The organism is Actinomadura nitritigenes (genome assembly GCF_017573545.1).
GTDB classification, from domain to species: Bacteria; Actinomycetota; Actinomycetes; order Streptosporangiales; family Streptosporangiaceae; genus Spirillospora; species Spirillospora nitritigenes.
This window is the reverse complement of sequence record NZ_JAGEOK010000009.1, coordinates 243,369-260,652: the sequence shown is the minus strand read 5'-3', so window position 1 is coordinate 260,652 and position 17,284 is coordinate 243,369. Positions and strand designations below refer to the sequence as shown.

The window sequence follows — 17,284 nt, the reverse complement described above, 5'->3', positions numbered from 1 at the left end:
TCGGCTATTCAACATGGTTCCGCGCGGAATCCTTCGATGGACCCGCATGATCCGCCGATCGCAGACTGGCCGCATGACCGCCCGGGCAGGAGGCGCGGAACGGGCCGCCGTCCCCGCGCCGCTGCTGATCCTCGGCAGCGTCGTCTCGATCCAGGCCGGGCAGGCCCTCGGGAAGGGCATGTTCGCGGCCGCGGGGACCGCGGGCGTCGTCGTCCTGCGGCTCGGGTTCGCGGCGGCCGTCCTCCTGCTCGTCCGGCGCCCGCCGCTCCCGCGCGGCTCGGCCGGGCTCGCGGCCGCGCTGGGCGCGGCGATCGCCGGCATGCACCTGATCTATCCGGCGATGCAGCGGCTTCCGGTCGGCGTCGCGTCCGCGTTCCAGTTCCTCGGCCCGCTCACGCTCGCACTGGTCGAGGCGCGGCGGCCCGCCGACCTGCTGTGGGCGGCGCTCGCCGGGGCCGGCGTGTTCCTGATGGACGCCCCGGGCGGCGCGCCGCTTCCTCCGTCCGGTGTCGTCCTCGCGGTGGCGTCGGGCGCCTGCATGGCGGGGTACCTCGTGCTGAACAAGCGCGCGGGCGCCCGTCCCGGATCGGCGCTGACCTGGGGAGTCGTGGCCGGGGCGGCGCTCGTCCTGCCGCTCGCCCCGGCGGCCGGCGACGGCCTCGCGGACCCGGGCGTCCTCGCCGCGGGCCTCGGCCTCGCCGTGCTGTCGGCCGTCCTGCCGTGGTCGCTCGACCAGGCCGCGCTGCGCCGCCTGCCCGAGCGGACGGTCGCCGTCATGGTCAGCCTGGAGCCCGCCGCCGGCGCCGTCGCCGGCCTCGTCCTGCTCGGCGAGCACCTCGCCTGGACGCGGTGGCTCGCGATCGGCTGCGTGTGCGCCGCCTCCACCGGTGCCGCCCTCTCCCGCCGGTCCTCGCGGGCCTCACGCTCGCCGCACCCCGGCGGAAGGGGGTCAGGAGAGCAGGGCGAGGTCGGTCAGGAGGGGGACGGTCAGGGCCGCGGCGACGAGGCTGTAGCGGATCGCCGCGCGGGACGGGCGCATGAAGAACCACGCGGCCAGTGACAGGACCGGGCCCAGGGCGGCGGCCACGAGGAAGACGGTGGCGAGCGTCCCGTCGCCGTGGCAGCTGACCTCGCCGCAGGAGTCGGGGCCGGCGGCCGTCATCGCGGAGGCGTACAGGTTGAACAGGCCCATCACCAGGGTCGCGAAGGTGACGGCGAACAGGAGGAACGGCGTGATCGGGTGCACGGCGTCCTTCGCGGTCCCGCAGCCCGGCTGCGTCGTCACGGCGTCCTCCTGATGCTCGTCGGTCGGCTCCGAGAAGCACTATCGCCGGGGCGGGCGGCCGGGGGTCAGCGCCCTCCTACTCATGTCGGGGTGGGGGTACCTACTCAGACGTCCCGGGTCCGCTGTGCTTCGCGTTCCAGGCGGGCGGCCTCCTGGCGGAGGAGGGCGGCCTGCTCGCGGGGGCCGGGCGGGAGCTGGGCCGGCGGTGCGGGCGGGGTCTGCGGTGCGTCGTCCTCGTAGAGGCCCTTGGTCTCGGTCTTGAGGATGCGGGCCGAGCGGCCGAGCGAGCGCGCCAGCTGCGGGAGCTTCGCCGAGCCGAACAGGAGCAGGACGACGGCGAGGATGATGAGGATCTCGGTGGTGCCGAGGCCGGCCATGGGGCGTCCCTCCGTCAGTGTTCGAGGTGGTAGTCGGACGGGTCGAGGCGGCGGGTGCGGCGGCGGTAGCCGGTCATGGACCCGGGCCAGTTGTTGGTGTTGCGGTGCTCGGCGTCGAGGTACCAGCTGTCGCAGCCGCCCTGGTTCCAGACGGACGTGGCCAGCCGGCTCTGCGCGTCGGCGTCGAAGGCGTCGAGGACGTCGGCGCGGACCTCCAGGGAGGTGACGCCGCCGGCGAGGAGGCGGGCGGCCTGGACGATGTAGGCGGCCTGGCTCTCGAGCATGTGGACGATGGAGCCGGAGCCGACGTTGGTGTTCGGCCCGTACATGAGGAAGAAGTTGGGGAAGCCGTTGACGGCGAGGCCGAGGTGGGCGCGGGCGCCGTCCTTCCAGGCGGCGTTGAGCTCCTGCCCGTGCAGGCCGATGACGCGCATGGGGGCGACGAAGTCCTGGGAGCGGAAGCCGGTGGCCCAGATGATGGTGTCGGCGCGGTGGCGGCGGCCGTCCCGGGTACGGACGCCGTCGGGGAGGATCTCGGTGATCGGCTCGTCGACGACGTGGACGTTCGGCCGGTTGAGGGTCTCGTAGTACTCGCTGGAGGTGAGGATGCGCTTGCAGCCGGGCTCGTAGCGGGGCGTCAGCCGGTCGCGCAGGCGCGGGTCGCGGACCGAGCGGAGCGCGAACCGGCACAGGGCGCGGATGTGCAGGGACAGGGCGGGGCGGCCGCGCGGGGCGATCAGGGCGGGGTTGAGCAGGAGCTCGAACCACAGGAAGATGCCGAGCCGGGACAGCTTCTGCACGGCGGGGACGCGCCGGTTGAGGGCGTGCCGCCAGCGCGGGTAGACGCGGTCGGGCTTGCGGCTGATCCAGTGCGTTTCGAGCTGGAAGACGGTGAGGTCGGCGGCGGCGGGCGCGATGAGCGGGACGAACTGGATGGCGCTGGCGCCGTTGCCGACGACGGCGACGCGCCCGCCCTCGAGGTCGTGCCGGTGGTCCCAGCGGGCCGAGTGGAAGACCGTTCCGGTGAAGGAGCCGAGGCCGGGCAGCCTCGGGACGGCGGGGTTGCCGAGCTGGCCGCAGGCGGCGACGAGGAGGTCGAAGTCGTGGAAGCCGCCGTCGCGGACGTGGACGCGCCACCGGCCGTCGGCGGGCCGGTACTCGGCCTGCGTGATCTCGGTGCCGAACCGGAAGTGCGGCATGAGCCCGTACTTCTCGGCGCAGTGCCGGAGGTAGCCGAGGATCTCGGGCTGCTCGGCGAACCGGCGCGTCCAGTCGGGCTTGGGCTCGAAGGAGTAGGAGTACAGGTGGGACGGGGCGTCGCAGGCGGCGCCGGGGTAGGTGTTGTCGCGCCAGACGCCGCCGAGGCCGGCGGCCTTCTCGAAGATCGTGATGTCGGTGAAGCCGGCGCGGCGGAGGCCGATGGCGAGGCCGATCCCGCTGAACCCGCTTCCCACGATGGCGATCGACGGTCGTGTGCCCGACATGCGCGGCTCCCTGCTGTCGCGGCGTCCGGCGGCACGCCGCCGTCGCCCCGGATTTACCGACACTTGTGTCGGTTAGAGTGAACGCAACCGACGAGGGAGTCAAGACCATGGCGGAATCCGCCCCGAAATCGCGCATGCGCGGACCGGCCCGCAGGGCGCTCATCACCGAGGCGGCGCTGAAGCTCTTCGCCGGCAAGGGCTACCACGCGACGTCGCTGGGCGAGATCGCGTCGGAGGCCGGGGTGGCGCGGACGGTGATGTACGACCACTTCCCGTCCAAGCGGGTGCTGCTGCTCGCGGTCATGCAGGAGCAGAACGCGGCGCTGGTGGAGCACGTCGGCGCCCGCATCACCGGCTCGGGGCCGCCCGAGGACCGGATGCGCTCGACCATCGACGCCTACTTCAGCTTCGCGCAGTCCAAGCCGCAGGCCCGCAAGCTGCTGTTCGACCGGACGGACGAGGACGACCCGGAGATCCAGACCGTCCGGCAGGGCATCCGCGAGTCGCGCACGCACGCGGTGGCGGCGCTGCTCGGCAACGACATGCGGGAGACGGTCGGGATCGACCCCGGCGAGCCGATCGCCGAGGCGATGGTGGAGCTCATCATCACCGGGCTCGACGGGGTGGCGCAGTGGTGGGAGCGGCACCCGGACATGCCGAGGTCGCTGCTGGTCGAGGGCGCGATGCGGCTGCTGTGGACGGGGCTGGGCCATTCGGACTGACCGGCCGGTCAGGCGAGGAGAAGCCGCCGCAGGGGGTTGACGTCCCCGCGGCGGCTTCCGCATAGTGGGGCACCATCACGTAACCGACACAAGTGTCGGTTAGCACACCACCCCCCAAGGAGTGCGCCGTGGAGGACACGACTCCATCGCAGACCGGGCCGTCCGCAAGCGAGCAGCAGAAGGAGGGCGTCGGCCGCCGCCAGTTCGTCACCGGAGCGCTCGCCGCGGCCGGCGCGGTCGCCGCCGCCGGCGTCCTCGGCACCGGCCGCGCGCAGGCCGCGGCCCCCGCCGCGAGACGCGCCCCCCGGATCGGGCGCGCCGCCCAGTCCGGCCGCCGCGTGGCGATCTTCGGCGGCGGGATGGGCGGGCTGTCCACCGCCCACGAGCTCGCCGAGCGCGGGTTCGACGTCACGATCTACGAGCGGAAGGCATGGGGCGGCAAGTGCCGCAGCATGCCCGTTCCCAACACCGGGAGCGGGGGGCGCCAGGACCTGCCGGCCGAGCACGGGTTCCGGTTCTTCCCCGGCTTCTACCAGAACCTGCCCGACACGATGAGCCGGATCCCCCTGCCCGGCGGCGGCAAGGCGTTCGACAACCTCGTCGCCGGGACCGAGGTCGCCGCGTTCTACGGCGGCACCAAGATGGTGCTGCCCGCCCGCGGCAGCATCGAGGGCACGCTCAGCCCGGACTCGCTGCTGGCGTTCCTGTCCACCGCCCTCAACGTCGCCGGCAAGGTCCAGCTGTGGGAGGTCGGCTACTTCCTGCAGAAGATGATCGCGTTCGTCACCAGCGGCCCGCTGCGCAGGTACAACCAGTGGGAGAACATGAGCTTCTCGGAGATGGTGCACGCCGAGAAGATGGACAAGCCCTACAACGAGCTGCTGGTGCAGATGTTCACCGGCACCCTCGTCGCCGCCAAGCCGACCAAGGCCAACGCGCACACCATGGGCCTGATGGCCGAGGCCTGGGTCTACAGCACCCTCGGCCTCGGCGGCTACAAGGCCCCCGACCGGCTGCTCAACGCCCCCACCAACGAGGCGCTCATCGACCCGTGGGTGGCCTACCTCAAGTCGCTCGGCGTCACGTTCCAGTCCGACGCGACCCTCACCCGGCTCGACGTCACCGACAAGCAGATCAGCGGCGCGCAGGTCACCGGCAGCGGCGGCACCACCGCCGTGGACGCCGACTACTACGTCCTGGCGGTCCCGGTCGAGCGCGCCGTCCCGCTGCTCAACGACCAGATCCTGGCCGCCGACCCGAACCTGAAGAACCTGGCGCAGATCACCACCGACTGGATGAACGGGATCATGATCTACCTGCGCCAGCCGATCGACCTGGCCAAGGGGCACGTCGCCTACGCCGGGCAGCCGTGGGCGCTCACCTCCATCAGCCAGGCCCAGTTCTGGAAGAAGAAGTTCGGCACCACCTACGGCAACGGCGAGGTCAACGACTGCCTGTCGATCGACCTGTCGTCCTGGGACACCCAGGGCGTCCTCTACGGCAAGACCGCCCGCGAGTGCACGTCCGACCAGATCTTCAACGAGGTCAAGGAGCAGCTGCGCCGGGCGATCCCGTGGGGCCCGGTCGTGCTCAACGACGCCAACATCCACTCGTACTTCATCGACCCCGCCATCACCGGCAACGGCACCTCGCAGGTCGCCAACGACGAGCCGCTGATGATCAACAAGCCGGGCTCGTGGAACTACCGGCCCGAGGCGGCCACCGCGCTGCCGAACCTGTTCCTCGCCTCCGACTACGTCCGCGCCGACATCAACCTCGCCACGATGGAGGGCGCGAACACCGCCGGCCGCAAGGCCGCCAACGCGATCCTGGACGCCTCCGGCGCCGGCGGCACGCCCGCCAAGATCTTCAACCTGTACCTGCCCAAGGAGTTCCAGGGCTTCTACGACGACGATGACCGGCGCTACAAGGCCGGCCAGCCGAACGCCTTCGACCTCTACGACCCGGCCAAGCCGTGACGGCCCGGCCGTGACCCCCGAGGTCCACCGGTTCCCCACCCCCTGAGCCGCCGCCCGCGGCCCGGTCCAGCGCGCCGACCGGCCGGGCCGCGGGCGGCACGGAAGGCTCTGCCATGCAAGCGCAGTACCAGGCCCTCGCCGTCCTCTCCACCGGCATCTACTTCACCGGCCTCACCTTCCTCAAGATCGCGGCCTCCGGCATGCCGCCGCTCGCCGGAGACCGCCCCGTCCACCTCGCCCGCACGCTGCTCACCGACCGGACGTGGCTCGCCGGCGGCACCGTCGTCGCGGTGGGCGCGTGCGTCCAGGCCGCGTCGCTGACCGGCCTCACCCTGGTGGCGGCGCAGCCGATGTTCCTCGCCGGGGTCGGCCTGCTGATCGTGCTGGCCGTCCCGGTCATGGGCGAGCGGCTCACGCTCCGCGAATGGGGCTGCGTGGTGGTCCTCGCCGCCGCGACCGCGCTGTTCGCGGACGCGGCGGCCGGCGGCCCGCGCATCGCGCCCCCGGAGGCGGCCGGCGGCGCGACGGTGCTCACCTCGGCCGCCGGGGCGCCCGGCGCCGGCGCGGGCCCCGGGGCGGGCGCCGCCGTCCCGCCGTGGCTGCTCGGGTCCGTCGCGGCGCTGTCGCTGCTGGTCCCGTGCGCCGCGTTCCTCGCCGCCGACCTCAAGCGCAAGGGCGCGCACGCCCGCCCGCTGACCGGCGTCGCGCTCGCCATCGACGTCGGGCTGCTCACCGGCACCGCCGAGCTGATGCTCAAGGGCGCCGCCGCCCGGCTCGGGCACCCGCTCACGCCGGTCGCCTACGCCTACCCGGCCCTGTTCGCCGTCACCGCGCCGCTCGCGCTCGGCCAGCTCCAGATCGCCCTCCAGCGCTGCCGGCTGGTCGTCGTCGGGCTGGTCGCCACCGCGACCGCCAAGACGTACCTGCTGCTCGTCGGCACCCTGCTCTTCCGGGAGCCGTGGCCGGACGGCGCGTCCACCGAGCTCGCGGTGGCGCTGGCGCTGTCGGTCCTGGGGATCGCCGCCGTCCCCCACCACGAGCGCCGGCCGTCCCCCGCCCGGCTGCACCGCGCACCGACCGCCCGATGACCGCACCCGCGACCTCGCCGCACCGCGTCCCGCCCGCCCGCGTCCCGGACGCGCGGACGCTCTGGCGCCTGCGCCGCACGATCCCGGAGATCGCGGAGCAGGCGGCCGGCGCGGCCCGCGGAAGGGTCCTCGCCTACGAGTGGGGCGAGGGGCCCGGCGATCCCGATCCGCTGTACACGGCCATCGCCGCGGCGCTCTCCGGCTTCCTCGACCCGCGCGCCGAACCGGCCGAACCGGCGCCCGCGGTCCTCGACGCGTTCCGGCGGCTCGGCGAGGCGGAGGCGTGCGCCGGACGCTCCCCGGAGGACCTGCGGGCCGCGCTGACCGTCGCCACCGGCGTGGTCGCCGGGCGGCTCGCCGAGCAGGTGTTCCGGCTCGGCGCCGGGGTCACGCCGCGGCTCGGCGGGACGCTCGTCCGGCTCGGCCTCACCTGCGCCGACCAGGTGCAGCGAGCGGCCGCGGACGGGCACCGGTCCGCCGGCGCCCGCCGCGCCGGAGCCGCCGGGCCGGAGCACCGCCGCCTCGCCGACCTGCTCCTCGGCCCCGGCTGCGCCCCGCACGAGCTGCGGGACGCCGCCGCCCGCGCGGGCTGGACGCTCCCCCGGACGGTCGCCGCGATCGCCGTCGACGCCCGGCGCCGCCCCACCGCGCCGCCGAGGTTCCTGCCGCCGAACGTGCTGTCCGGGCTGCACCGCGACGTCCCCTGCCTGGTCTTCCCCGACCCGGCCGGGCCCGGACGCCGCGCCGTGCTGGAGACGATGCTCGGCGACCACCCCGCCGTCGTCGGCCCGCCCGTCGAGATCGGCCGGGCCGCGCTGTCGCTGCGGCTGGCCCGCCGCGGGCTCGAGCTGCTGCCGTCCGGCATGCTCGACGGCGGCGCCCCGGTGCACGTCGGCGAGCACATCCCCACGCTGCTGCTCGTCCAGGACCCGGAGCTGACACGGCGCCTCGCCGAGCGCAGGCTCGCGCCGCTGCGGCGGCTCCGCCCCGCGCAGCGTCCGCGGATGGTGGAGACGCTGCTCGCCTACTTCGAGTGCGGCTTCAACGGCAGCATCACCGCCGCCCGGCTCCACGCGCACCCGCAGACCGTCCGGAACCGGATCCGGGCGGTGGAACCGCTGTTCGGCCCCGACCTGTACGACCCCGCGCACGCCCTGGATTACCTCATGGCGCTGCACGCCTGGCGGCTGCTGCCGGACGTCGCGTCCGGCGGCCCCACGACCGAAAGGACGACATGACCGAGGAACGCCTGCCGCACCCGAAATGGATGACCCGGCGCCCGTGGACACTGACGCTGCGGCTGTTCGCTCCGGGTGACATCCGGGCGACGCCGGCGCAGCTCGCGGCGTTCCGCTCGTACGCCGAGGCGGGCGACCCGCTCGCCGACGCGGTGGCGGAGATGTTCTCCCGGCTGCCCGGCGGCACCGGCCGCCGCCTGTTCGAGCAGGCCCTCCGGCACGGCATCGGCACGCTGGACGACCCGCCGCCCGAGCTGGTGGAGTTCTTCGCGGCGGTCGACACCGTCCCGTACTGGCTGGACCCCGACCTGGTCCGGCGCGGCGCCGGGGTGATCGGCCGCACCGGGCTGCTCGGGCTCGCCGTGGTGATGCCGTGCGCCTCGCTGTACGGCGGCTACCTGGCGTCCCGCGCGAACAAGACCCTGCTGCGGACCGGGGAGCTCGACTCGATGGCGCCCCGGCGGCTGGCGGAGACCGCGAGCTGGTGGGTGGACGTCACCACGCCGGGCGGGCTCGGGCGCTTCGACGCCGGCTTCACGCAGACGCTGCGGGTCCGGATCATGCACGCGCAGGTCCGCGCCGCGATGGCGCGGCGCGCGGACTGGGACGCGGACGCCTGGGACGCGCCGATCAACCAGGTGCAGCTGACCGGCACGCTGCTGCTGTTCTCGCTGGTCATGCTGCTCGGCTCGCGCGCGCTCGGGCTGCGGTTCTCCGCCGCCGACCGGGCCGCCGCGCTCCACCTGTGGCGGTACGTCGGGCACCTGATGGGCGTCCATCCGGACCTGGTCCCGGCGAGCGAGGCGGACGCGTGGCGGCTGCTCTGGCTGGAGTCCGCCACCGAGTTCAGGCCGGACGACGATTCGCGGCGGCTGGGCCGGGCGCTGATGGACGCCGCCGCGCCGCTGCTGCTCCCGCCCGCCCTGAAGGACTCGGCCACCGCGCGGCGCGTCCTGACGAACTACCTGTTCTCCTACAGCCGCATCGTCCTCGGCAGGCGCAACGCCGACCATCTCGGCGCGCCCGACAGCCGCGCCTCCCGGGCCGCCGTGCTCGGCACCGCCGCGGGCGTCTTCGCGCTGGAGACCGTCCGGCGGCTGGTCCCGGGCGCGACGCGGCTCAGCGAGCGGGCCGGGCAGCGCCGCCGCGCCGCGCTGATCCGGCGGATGGTCGCCGAGCAGCGCGCCGACCGCACGCACAGCCGCCACGACGCGCTCGGCTCCCCCGCCGGCGGCCGGGCGCTCGACGCGGAAACCGCCTGACACGGCGCGCGGGCGGGCACCCGCCCGCCGTTTGGCCGGGGACCGGCGGGCAGGTATCCGGGGATGGGACGTCTCGGAACGGGTCGCCGGGCCACCTCGCCGCGCCCGGACGCAGCGCGAAGCCCGGACGCCGCGCGGAGCCGGGGCGCGCACCGCCGGGCGCTCGCCGCGCTCGCGCTCGCGGACGTCGCGTTCGCCTACCAGCAGACCGCGGTCGTCCCGGTGATCCCGGTGATCGAGCGGGAGGTCGGGATCTCGCAGGCGTGGGGCGCGTGGCTGCTCAGCGGCTACCTGCTGGTCGCGACGGTCGCGACGCCCGTGCTCGGACGGCTCGCCGACCGGCGCGGGCGCCGCGCGATGCTGCTGGTCGGCCTCGGGTTCTTCCTCGCCGGATCGGTCGCGGCGGCCGCCGCGCCGGCGCCGGTCGTGCTGATCGCGGCGCGGGCGGTGCAGGGCATCGGCGGCGCGGTGTTCCCGCTGTCGCTGTCGATCGTCCGCGAGGAGTTCCCGCGCGGCCGGGTCGGAGCGGCCACCGGGGTGCTGACCGGCGCGTTCGGGATCGGGACGGCGCTGGGCTTCGCGACGGCCGGTGCGCTGACCGAGGCGGTCTCGTGGCACCTGGTGTTCGCGGCCGGCGCCGCCGTGGTGGCGCTCGCCCTGCCGATGGTGGTGCGGTGGGTGCCGTCGAGGCCCGGTCCGTCGGGCGGGGCGCTGGACGTGCCGGGCGCGCTGCTGCTCAGCGCCGTCCTCGCGCTGGTGCTGGTCGGCCTGACGCTGCTGCCGCGGTCGAAGGGGGCGGAGTGGGCGGTGCCGGGCGGGCTGATCGCGGCGGGGCTCGCGGCGGGCGCGCTCTGGTTCCGCCGCGAGAACCGGGTGGCCGAGCCGCTGATCGACCTGCGGACGCTCCGGTCCCCGGCGCAGGTGTGGACGAACGGGGTCACGGTCGCGATCGGCTACGCCCTGTTCGGGACGTTCTACCTGGTGCCGCAGTTCGTCGGGAACGGCCGTGAGGGGTTCGGCGCGGGCACCTCCGCGGTCGGGCTGTACCTGCTGCCGCTGGCGCTGGGGCAGATCCTCGGCGGTCCCGCGGCGCGGACGCTGCAGAAGGGCGGGACCCCGCGCCGGCCGCTGGCCGCGGGGATGGCCGCGCTCGCGGCGGGGACGGCGGCGTGCGGGCTGGTCGGCGGGGCCTCGCGCCCGGCGTTCCTCGCGGCGGTGTTCGTGATCGGCTGCGGTGCCGGGCTGACGATCAGCGCCGGCGGCACGCTCGTCAACGTGACGGCGGACCGGGAGCACGCGGGCGTCTCGACCTCGGTGAACAGCACCGTCCGGCGGGTCGGCGGCGGGCTCGGCGGCCAGGCGAGCGCGGCCGTCCTCATCCTCGTGGGCTCCGGGCGCGCGGGCTGGCTGACGGCGTTCGGGCTGGCCGCCGCGTTCGCCCTGGTGAGCGTCCCGTTCGCGGCGCGCGTCCCGCTGTCCTCCGCGGGCTCCGGGCCGGGCGCCGGGCCGTTACCCGACCCCGGCACCTGACCCCGGCACCTGACCCCGGCCACCCGACCCGACGGCCCCGGCGGCCCCGGCGGCACGTGCGGGTAAAGCAATCGTGTCCGCGGGCCGGAGAGCGTGGCGGCGCCTTCCCGGAGCACTAGTGTGACGGTCCAGCACGATCCGATCACCATGCGTGACCGCCGGTTCGCCGTCCACTCCTGCTGGGGCTTCATTGCTGCTGTTGCTCGCCGCGTACTGCGCGGCCGCGGCGGCGGCGCCGGTGCTCGTGCGGGCCCTCGGGCGGGGCGCGTTCCCGCCGCTGGCGGCGGTGCTCGCCGCGGCCGCCGGATGGGCGGCGTGGCCGTGGCTGCGCGGCGGCGCGCCGCGCACCGAGTCGTGGTCGTGGATCCCCGGCCTCGGCCTGCACCTGTTCCTGCGCTCCGACCCGCTGACCTGGATGATGATGGTCATCATCGGCGGAGTCGGCGCCCTGATCGTGCTGTACTGCGGCCGCTACTTCACCGGCGCCGAGCCGAAGCTCGGCGCGTTCGCCGGGGAGCTGGTCGGGTTCGGCGCCGCGATGCTCGGGCTGGTCCTGGCCGACGACCTCGTCCTGCTGTACGTGTTCTGGGAGCTGACGACCGTCCTGTCGTACCTGCTCATCGGGTACGACGCGGAGCGCGGCATCGCGCGGCGCGCGGCGACGCAGGCGATCGTCATCACCACGTTCGGCGGGCTGGCGATGCTGGTCGGGCTCCTCCTGCTCGGGCAGGCGGCGGGCACCGACCGGCTGTCGGCGATCGTCGCGGCGCCGCCCGGCGGGGGCACCGCGACGGCGGCGGTCGCGCTGATCCTCGTCGGCGCGCTGTCGAAGTCGGCGATCGTCCCGTTCGGGCTGTGGCTGCCGGGGGCGATGGCCGCGCCGACGCCGGTCAGCGCGTTCCTGCACGCCGCCGCGATGGTGAAGGCGGGCGTGTTCCTCGTGGCGCGGCTCGCGCCCGCGTTCGCCGGGACGGCCGGGTGGCGGCCGGTCGTGCTGGGCTGCGGGATCGCGACGATGCTGCTGGCCGGATGGCGGGCCCTGCGCGAGCACGACCTGAAGCTGCTGCTCGCCTACGGGACCGTCAGCCAGCTCGGCTTCATGATCGTGCTGGTCGGCGCCGGGAACCGGGTCGCGGCGCTGGCGGGGTTCACGATCCTGCTCGCGCACGCCCTGTTCAAGTCGGCGCTGTTCCTCGCGGTCGGGGTGGTCGACCACTCGACCGGGACGCGCGACCTGCGGAAGCTGTCCGGGCTCGGGCGCGAGACGCCGGTGCTGTCCGGGGCGGCGATCGCGGCGGCGGCGTCGATGGCGGGCGTCCCGGCGACGCTCGGGTTCGCCGGGAAGGAGGCCGCGTACGAGGCGTTCCTCGGCGGCGGCACCGGACTGCTCGTCCTGCTCGCGGTGGGGTCCGCGCTGACCGCCGCGTACAGCCTGCGGTTCCTGTGGGGCGCGTTCGCGCGCAAGGAGGGCGTCGCGCCGCGCGAAGTGCACCGTCCCGGGGTCCTGCTGCTCGCGCCGGTGGTGCTGCTCGCGGCGGCGGGCGTCGTCGTCGGGCTCCTCGCCGCGCGGCTGGACGCGCCGATCGGCCGGGAGGCCGCGCCGTTCCCGGTGACGCGGCACGGCGGCTACCACCTGTCGGCGTGGCACGGGTTCGGCGTGCCGCTGCTGCTCACCGCGGTGTCGCTGGCGGTGGGCGCCGCGCTGTTCGCGCTGGGACGCAGCATCGCGCGCGTCCCGCAGTTCTTCGAGCCGGAGCAGGTCTACCTGCGGTTCATGCACGGGCTCAGCACGTTCGCGCTGCAGCTCACCGGGACCGTGCAGCGCGGGTCGCTGCCCGACTACCTGCTGATCATCCTGCTCGTCGCGGTCGGCCTGGCGGGCGGCGCCGTCGTGACGGGCCTGCCGTGGCCGGACCCGCTCGGCGAACGGATCTGGGACTCCCCCGCGCAGGCGCTCGTCGCGCTGCTCACCGTCATCGCGGCGGCCGCCGCGATCCGGGCGCGCGACCGGGGCCAGACCGTCGTGCTGTCCGGCGCGTCCGGGTTCGGGGTCGCCACGCTGTTCGTCCTGCAGGGCGCGCCCGACCTGGCGCTCACCCAGTTCCTCGTCGAGACCGCGAGCCTGATCGTCTTCGTGCTGGTGCTGCGGCGGCTGCCCGCCCGGTTCTCGACGCGCTCCCCCGCGCAGCGCACCGTCCACCTGGCGGTCGGTGCGCTGGCCGGGCTCACCGCGACCGCCGTCACGCTGCTCGCGGCGCGGGCCCGCCACGCCGTGCCCGTCTCCGTCGCCTACCCCGGCGCCGCCCGGGAGGCCGGCGGCGGCAACATCGTCGCGCTGACGCTGGTCGACCTGCGCGCCTGGGACACCTTCGGCGAGAGCGTCGTCATCGCGCTCGCCGCCCTCGGCGTGACCAGCATGGTCTTCGCGCGGCGGCCGGTGTCGGCGCCGCCCCCGCCCGGCTCCGGCGCCGGCGTGTGGGGCGTCGAGGAGATCACCGCGCTGGACGAGGCCCCGCCCGCCGGCTGGCTCGCGGCCGGATCCACGCTCGCCGCCGAACGGCGCTCCATCGTGTTCGAGGTCGTCGCCCGGACGATCTTCCACACCGTGCTGCTGTACTCGCTGTTCCTGCTGTTCACCGCGCACTCCGCGCCCGGCGGCGGGTTCGCGGGCGGCATCGTCGCGGGGCTCGCGCTCGCCGTCCGCTACCTCGCGGGCGGCCCGTTCGAATTGCGGGAGGCGGCGCCCGTTCCGCCGGGCGCGCTGCTCGGCGCGGGCGCGGTCACCGTGTCCGGGACCGCGCTCGGCGGCCTGGCCTGGGGCGGCACGGTGCTGGAGAGCGCGTCCGTGGACGCGCACCTGCCGCTGCTCGGCCACGTCCACCTGGCCACGTCGCTGCTGTTCGAGATCGGCGTCTACCTGATCGTCATCGGGCTCGTCCTCACCGTGCTGACCGTGCTCGGCGCCGAGGTCGACCGGCAGGCCGAGGCCGACCGGCGGAGCGGGGCGCGCCGCACCGGCGAGGGGGCCGGCTGATGAGCCCGTCGCTGGTGCTCGCCGCGACCGGCGGGACGCTCGTCGCCGCCGGCGTCGTGCTGCTGCTGGAGCGCAGCCTGTCCCGGCTGGTCGTCGGGGTGCTGGTGCTCAGCAACGGGGTGAACCTGCTGATCCTCACGTCGGGCGGCCCGGCCGGCGCCGCACCGATCCTCACCGGCCGCGGCCCGCACGGCGGCCCGCACCGCGCGCTCAGCGACCCGCTGCCGCAGGCGATGATCCTCACCGCGATCGTGATCTCGCTGGCGTCGGCGTCGTTCGTGCTGGCCATCGCCTACCGCGACGGGCGGCTCAGCGGCGACGACGACGTCCGCGACGACATCGAGGACCTGCGCGTGCGCCGGGAGAGCGAGGACGACGTCGGGCTGCGCGCCGAGCGCGAGCGGCGCGCCGTCGCCGACCCGTCCGAGCTCGGCGCCCGCGAGGAGCCCGACAGCGACTTCCCCGGCGGCGTCCCCCGCGACGTCCCGCGCGGCACCCGCCGCAATGGCCGCCGCAATGGCCGCCGCGAGCACCGGCCGGGGCGGGACGGCCGGTGAACGCGCTCGTCCCGCTGCCGGTGCTGCTGCCCGTCCTCGCCGCCGGCGTCAAGATCCTCATCGGGCCGCGGCGCCCGCTGCTGAAACGCGCGATCAGCATCGCCGCGCTCGCCGCGGTGCTCGGCGTCGCGGTCGCGCTGCTGGTCCGCGCCGACCGGTACGGCCCGCAGGCCGTGCGGCTCGGCGGCTGGCCCGCGCCGGTCGGCATCACGCTGGTCGCGGACCGGCTGTCGGCGGTGATGCTCGCCGTGTCGTCCGCCGTCACCCTGTGCGTGCTGGTGTACGCGTTCGGGCAGGACGTCGCCGAACGCCACCGGGAGACGCCGCTGTCGGTGTTCCACCCGTCCTACCTGCTGCTGACCGCCGGGGTCTGCGACGCGTTCCTCGCCGGCGACCTGTTCAACATGTTCGTCGGGTTCGAGATGATGCTGATGGCCAGCTACGTGCTGGTGACGCTCGGCGGCACCATGGCCCGCGTCCGCGCCGGGACGACCTACATCATCGTCGCCCTGCTGTCGTCGATGCTGTTCCTCGTCGCCATCGCCGTGCTGTACGCGGCGACGGGCACCGTCGACATGGCGCAGCTGTCCTGGCGGATCGCCGAGCTGCCCGGCCCGGTCGCCCGGATCGCCGAGGTGACGCTGCTGACCGCGTTCGCGGTGAAGGCGGCGGTGTTCCCGCTGTCGATGTGGCTGCCCGACTCCTACCCGTCCGCGCCGACCCCGGTCAGCGCCGTGTTCGCCGGCCTGCTCACCAAGATCGGCGTGTACGGGGTGATCCGGGCCGAGACGCTGCTGTTCCCGGGCGGCCACCTGCGCCGGGTGCTGCTGGCCGCGGCGCTGCTGAGCATGCTCGCCGGGGTGCTCGGCGCGATGGTGCAGATCGACGTGCGGCGGCTGCTGTCGTTCACGCTGGTGAGCCATATCGGCTACATGGTCTTCGGGGTGGCGCTGGACTCGGCGGCGGGACTCGCCGCGACCGTCTTCTACGTCCTGCACCACATCACGATCCAGACGACCCTGTTCCTGGTCGCCGGGCTGATCGACCGGCGCGGCGGCACGACGTCGCTGGCCCGGCTCGGCGGGCTCGCGCGCACCGCGCCGCTGGTCGGCGTGCTGTTCTTCGTCCCGGCGATGAACCTCGGCGGGATCCCGCCGCTGTCGGGGTTCCTCGGCAAGCTCGGGCTGCTGCGGGCGGGCCTCGCGCAGGGCGGGCCGCTGGTGGACGTCCTCGTCGCGGGCGCCGTGGTGACGAGCCTGCTCACCCTGTACTCGCTGGTGAAGGTGTGGAACCAGGCGTTCTGGAGCGCCCCGCCGGACGACTTCCCGCAAGGCGCGCGCGCTGCGCGGCTGCCCGCCGCGATGGTCGCCGGGAGCGCCGCGCTCGTCGTCCTCAGCCTCGCCTACACCGCCGCGGGCGGCCCGCTGTACGCGCTGTGCGAGCGCGCCGCCGCCGAGCTGCTGAACCCGCAGACCTACACGCACGCCGTGTTCCCGTCGGGAGGCGCCACTTGAGAAGGTTCACCGTCCCGGTCGGACGCCACCGCGCGATCCGGCTGTCCGCGGTCGTCTGGCTGACGCTCGTGTGGATGCTGCTGTGGGACCGGCCGACCGTCGCGAACCTGCTGTCCGGGCTGGTCCTCGCCGCGCTGCTGCAACTGGCGTTCCCGCTCCCGCCGGTCGGCCCGCAGCTGCGGCTGAGACCCGCCGGGCTCGCCGTGTTCGTGCTGCGCGCGGCCGCCGACCTGCTGCACAGCGCCGGGCCGCTGGCGTGGCAGGCGGCGGGCGGGCGCGGCCGGGCCAAGCGCAACTCGGTCATCGCGGTCCCGCTGCGCACCCGCTCCGACCTCATCCTCACCATCATGGCGATCTCGCTGTCGGCGACGCCCGGCACGCTGGTGCTGGACGTCCGGCACTCCGACGCGACGCTGTTCCTGCACGTCCTCGGCGCCGCCGACGACGCGGCCGTGGAGAAGGCCCGGCGGGACGTGCAGGCGCTCGAACGCCGGACCGTCCGGGCCTTCGGCACCCGCGACGACCTGCGCGCCCTCGCCGAGGACGGGTCATGACCGCCGTGCTCGTCGCGGTGGCGGCGGTGCTGTCCCTCGCCGCCGCGTGCACGCTCGTCCGGATCGTCCGGGGCCCGTCGATGCTCGACCGGGCGATGGCGCTGGACGTCCTGCTCGCCGTGATCATGGCGGGGCTGGGGGCGTCCGCGGTCGCCGACGGCGACACCTGGGTGATGCCGACGCTGCTGGCCCTGTCGCTGCTCGCCTTCGTCGGCTCGGTCGCGGTCGCCCGGTTCCTCACCCACCGCGCCCCGCCGCCGGACGGGACGGACCGGGGGGCGGACGCGTGAGGACGGCGCTCACCGCGGCGTTCCTGCTGCTCGGCGCGGGCGCCTCGCTCAGCGCCGGGCTCGGCCTGCTGCGGCTGCCCGACCTGTTCACCCGGATGCACGCGGCGACGAAGTCGCAGGCCGTCGGGCTGCTGCTGGTGCTGGCCGGCGTCGGCGTCCGGTTCCCGACCATCGAGGTGCTCACCTCGCTGGTGCTGGTCGCGCTGCTGCAGATCGTCACCGTCCCGGTCGCGGCGCACCTGGTCGGGCGCGCCGCCTACCGCACCGGCCACGTCGACCGCGAGCTGCTGCACACCGACGAGCTGGAGCGCGCCCTCGAATCGCCCGGCGACGGCTGAGCCCGGCGGGCGGCGACGGCCGACCCCGGCGG

Annotated in this window: 16 protein-coding genes; 13 read left to right on the top strand and 3 right to left on the bottom strand. The window is 75.1% G+C overall.

The features are described from left to right. The first annotated feature begins 73 nt into the window (after positions 1–73). Positions 74–1,060 carry an EamA family transporter gene (locus tag J4557_RS16170; protein ID WP_208267351.1) on the top strand — a complete coding sequence of 329 codons (987 nt, stop codon included), beginning with the start codon at positions 74–76 and terminating at the stop codon, positions 1,058–1,060. Here J4557_RS16170 and J4557_RS16165 read toward each other — a convergent pair. From J4557_RS16165 to J4557_RS16155, 3 genes are all read right to left on the bottom strand, one after another. Next, positions 950–1,285 carry a hypothetical protein gene (locus tag J4557_RS16165; RefSeq protein WP_208267350.1) on the bottom strand — a complete coding sequence of 112 codons (336 nt, stop codon included), beginning with the start codon at positions 1,283–1,285 and terminating at the stop codon, positions 950–952. The two genes, J4557_RS16170 and J4557_RS16165, sit on opposite strands and share 111 nt — an antisense overlap. 104 nt (positions 1,286–1,389) lie before the next feature. Then, on the bottom strand, positions 1,390–1,662 hold the full coding sequence (gene tatA / locus J4557_RS16160; RefSeq protein WP_208267349.1) for a Sec-independent protein translocase subunit TatA: 273 nt from the start codon (positions 1,660–1,662) through the stop codon (positions 1,390–1,392). A gap of 14 nt (positions 1,663–1,676) precedes the next feature. Then, positions 1,677–3,146: a flavin-containing monooxygenase gene (locus J4557_RS16155; protein WP_208267348.1), complete on the bottom strand. Its 1,470-nt coding sequence runs from the start codon at positions 3,144–3,146 to the stop codon at positions 1,677–1,679. Positions 3,147–3,253: 107 nt separating this feature from the next. Here J4557_RS16155 and J4557_RS16150 point away from each other — a divergent pair, with 107 nt between their 5' ends. The 12 genes from J4557_RS16150 to mnhG all read left to right on the top strand — a co-directional run bounded on the left by J4557_RS16150 (position 3,254) and on the right by mnhG (position 17,252). Then, the gene (locus J4557_RS16150) at positions 3,254–3,868 is read left to right on the top strand and encodes a TetR/AcrR family transcriptional regulator (RefSeq protein ID WP_208267347.1); all 615 of its coding nucleotides are present in this window, start codon (positions 3,254–3,256) and stop codon (positions 3,866–3,868) included. A gap of 128 nt (positions 3,869–3,996) precedes the next feature. Further along, positions 3,997–5,847 carry a hydroxysqualene dehydroxylase gene (locus J4557_RS16145; protein WP_208267346.1) on the top strand — a complete coding sequence of 617 codons (1,851 nt, stop codon included), beginning with the start codon at positions 3,997–3,999 and terminating at the stop codon, positions 5,845–5,847. 113 nt (positions 5,848–5,960) lie between these two features. Then, the gene (locus J4557_RS16140; protein WP_208267345.1) at positions 5,961–6,935 is read left to right on the top strand and encodes a hypothetical protein; all 975 of its coding nucleotides are present in this window, start codon (positions 5,961–5,963) and stop codon (positions 6,933–6,935) included. Beyond that, positions 6,932–8,173 carry a PucR family transcriptional regulator gene (locus J4557_RS16135; protein ID WP_208267344.1) on the top strand — a complete coding sequence of 414 codons (1,242 nt, stop codon included), beginning with the start codon at positions 6,932–6,934 and terminating at the stop codon, positions 8,171–8,173. Before J4557_RS16140 ends, J4557_RS16135 begins: the two co-directional genes overlap by 4 nt. Then, positions 8,170–9,435: an oxygenase MpaB family protein gene (locus J4557_RS16130; RefSeq protein WP_208267343.1), complete on the top strand. Its 1,266-nt coding sequence runs from the start codon at positions 8,170–8,172 to the stop codon at positions 9,433–9,435. The genes J4557_RS16135 and J4557_RS16130 overlap by 4 nt, the downstream gene beginning before the upstream one ends. A 63-nt stretch (positions 9,436–9,498) precedes the next feature. After that, positions 9,499–10,965 carry an MFS transporter gene (locus J4557_RS16125; protein ID WP_208267342.1) on the top strand — a complete coding sequence of 489 codons (1,467 nt, stop codon included), beginning with the start codon at positions 9,499–9,501 and terminating at the stop codon, positions 10,963–10,965. A 190-nt stretch (positions 10,966–11,155) separates the two neighbouring features. Continuing rightward, positions 11,156–13,999, top strand: coding sequence for a Na+/H+ antiporter subunit A (locus J4557_RS16120; protein ID WP_208267341.1), 2,844 nt, complete (start codon positions 11,156–11,158; stop codon positions 13,997–13,999). Then, positions 13,999–14,556, top strand: a complete 558-nt coding sequence (locus J4557_RS16115) for a Na(+)/H(+) antiporter subunit C (RefSeq protein WP_208267340.1) — start codon at positions 13,999–14,001, stop codon at positions 14,554–14,556. Before J4557_RS16120 ends, J4557_RS16115 begins: the two co-directional genes overlap by 1 nt. Next, positions 14,553–16,070, top strand: coding sequence for a Na+/H+ antiporter subunit D (locus J4557_RS16110; RefSeq protein ID WP_208267339.1), 1,518 nt, complete (start codon positions 14,553–14,555; stop codon positions 16,068–16,070). Before J4557_RS16115 ends, J4557_RS16110 begins: the two co-directional genes overlap by 4 nt. After that, positions 16,067–16,624, top strand: coding sequence for a Na+/H+ antiporter subunit E (locus J4557_RS16105; RefSeq protein ID WP_208267338.1), 558 nt, complete (start codon positions 16,067–16,069; stop codon positions 16,622–16,624). The genes J4557_RS16110 and J4557_RS16105 overlap by 4 nt, the downstream gene beginning before the upstream one ends. Next, positions 16,621–16,914, top strand: a complete 294-nt coding sequence (locus J4557_RS16100) for an MrpF/PhaF family protein (RefSeq protein ID WP_208267337.1) — start codon at positions 16,621–16,623, stop codon at positions 16,912–16,914. Before J4557_RS16105 ends, J4557_RS16100 begins: the two co-directional genes overlap by 4 nt. Further along, on the top strand, positions 16,911–17,252 hold the full coding sequence (gene mnhG, locus J4557_RS16095; RefSeq protein ID WP_208267336.1) for a monovalent cation/H(+) antiporter subunit G: 342 nt from the start codon (positions 16,911–16,913) through the stop codon (positions 17,250–17,252). Before J4557_RS16100 ends, mnhG begins: the two co-directional genes overlap by 4 nt. Positions 17,253–17,284: the final 32 nt, after the last annotated feature.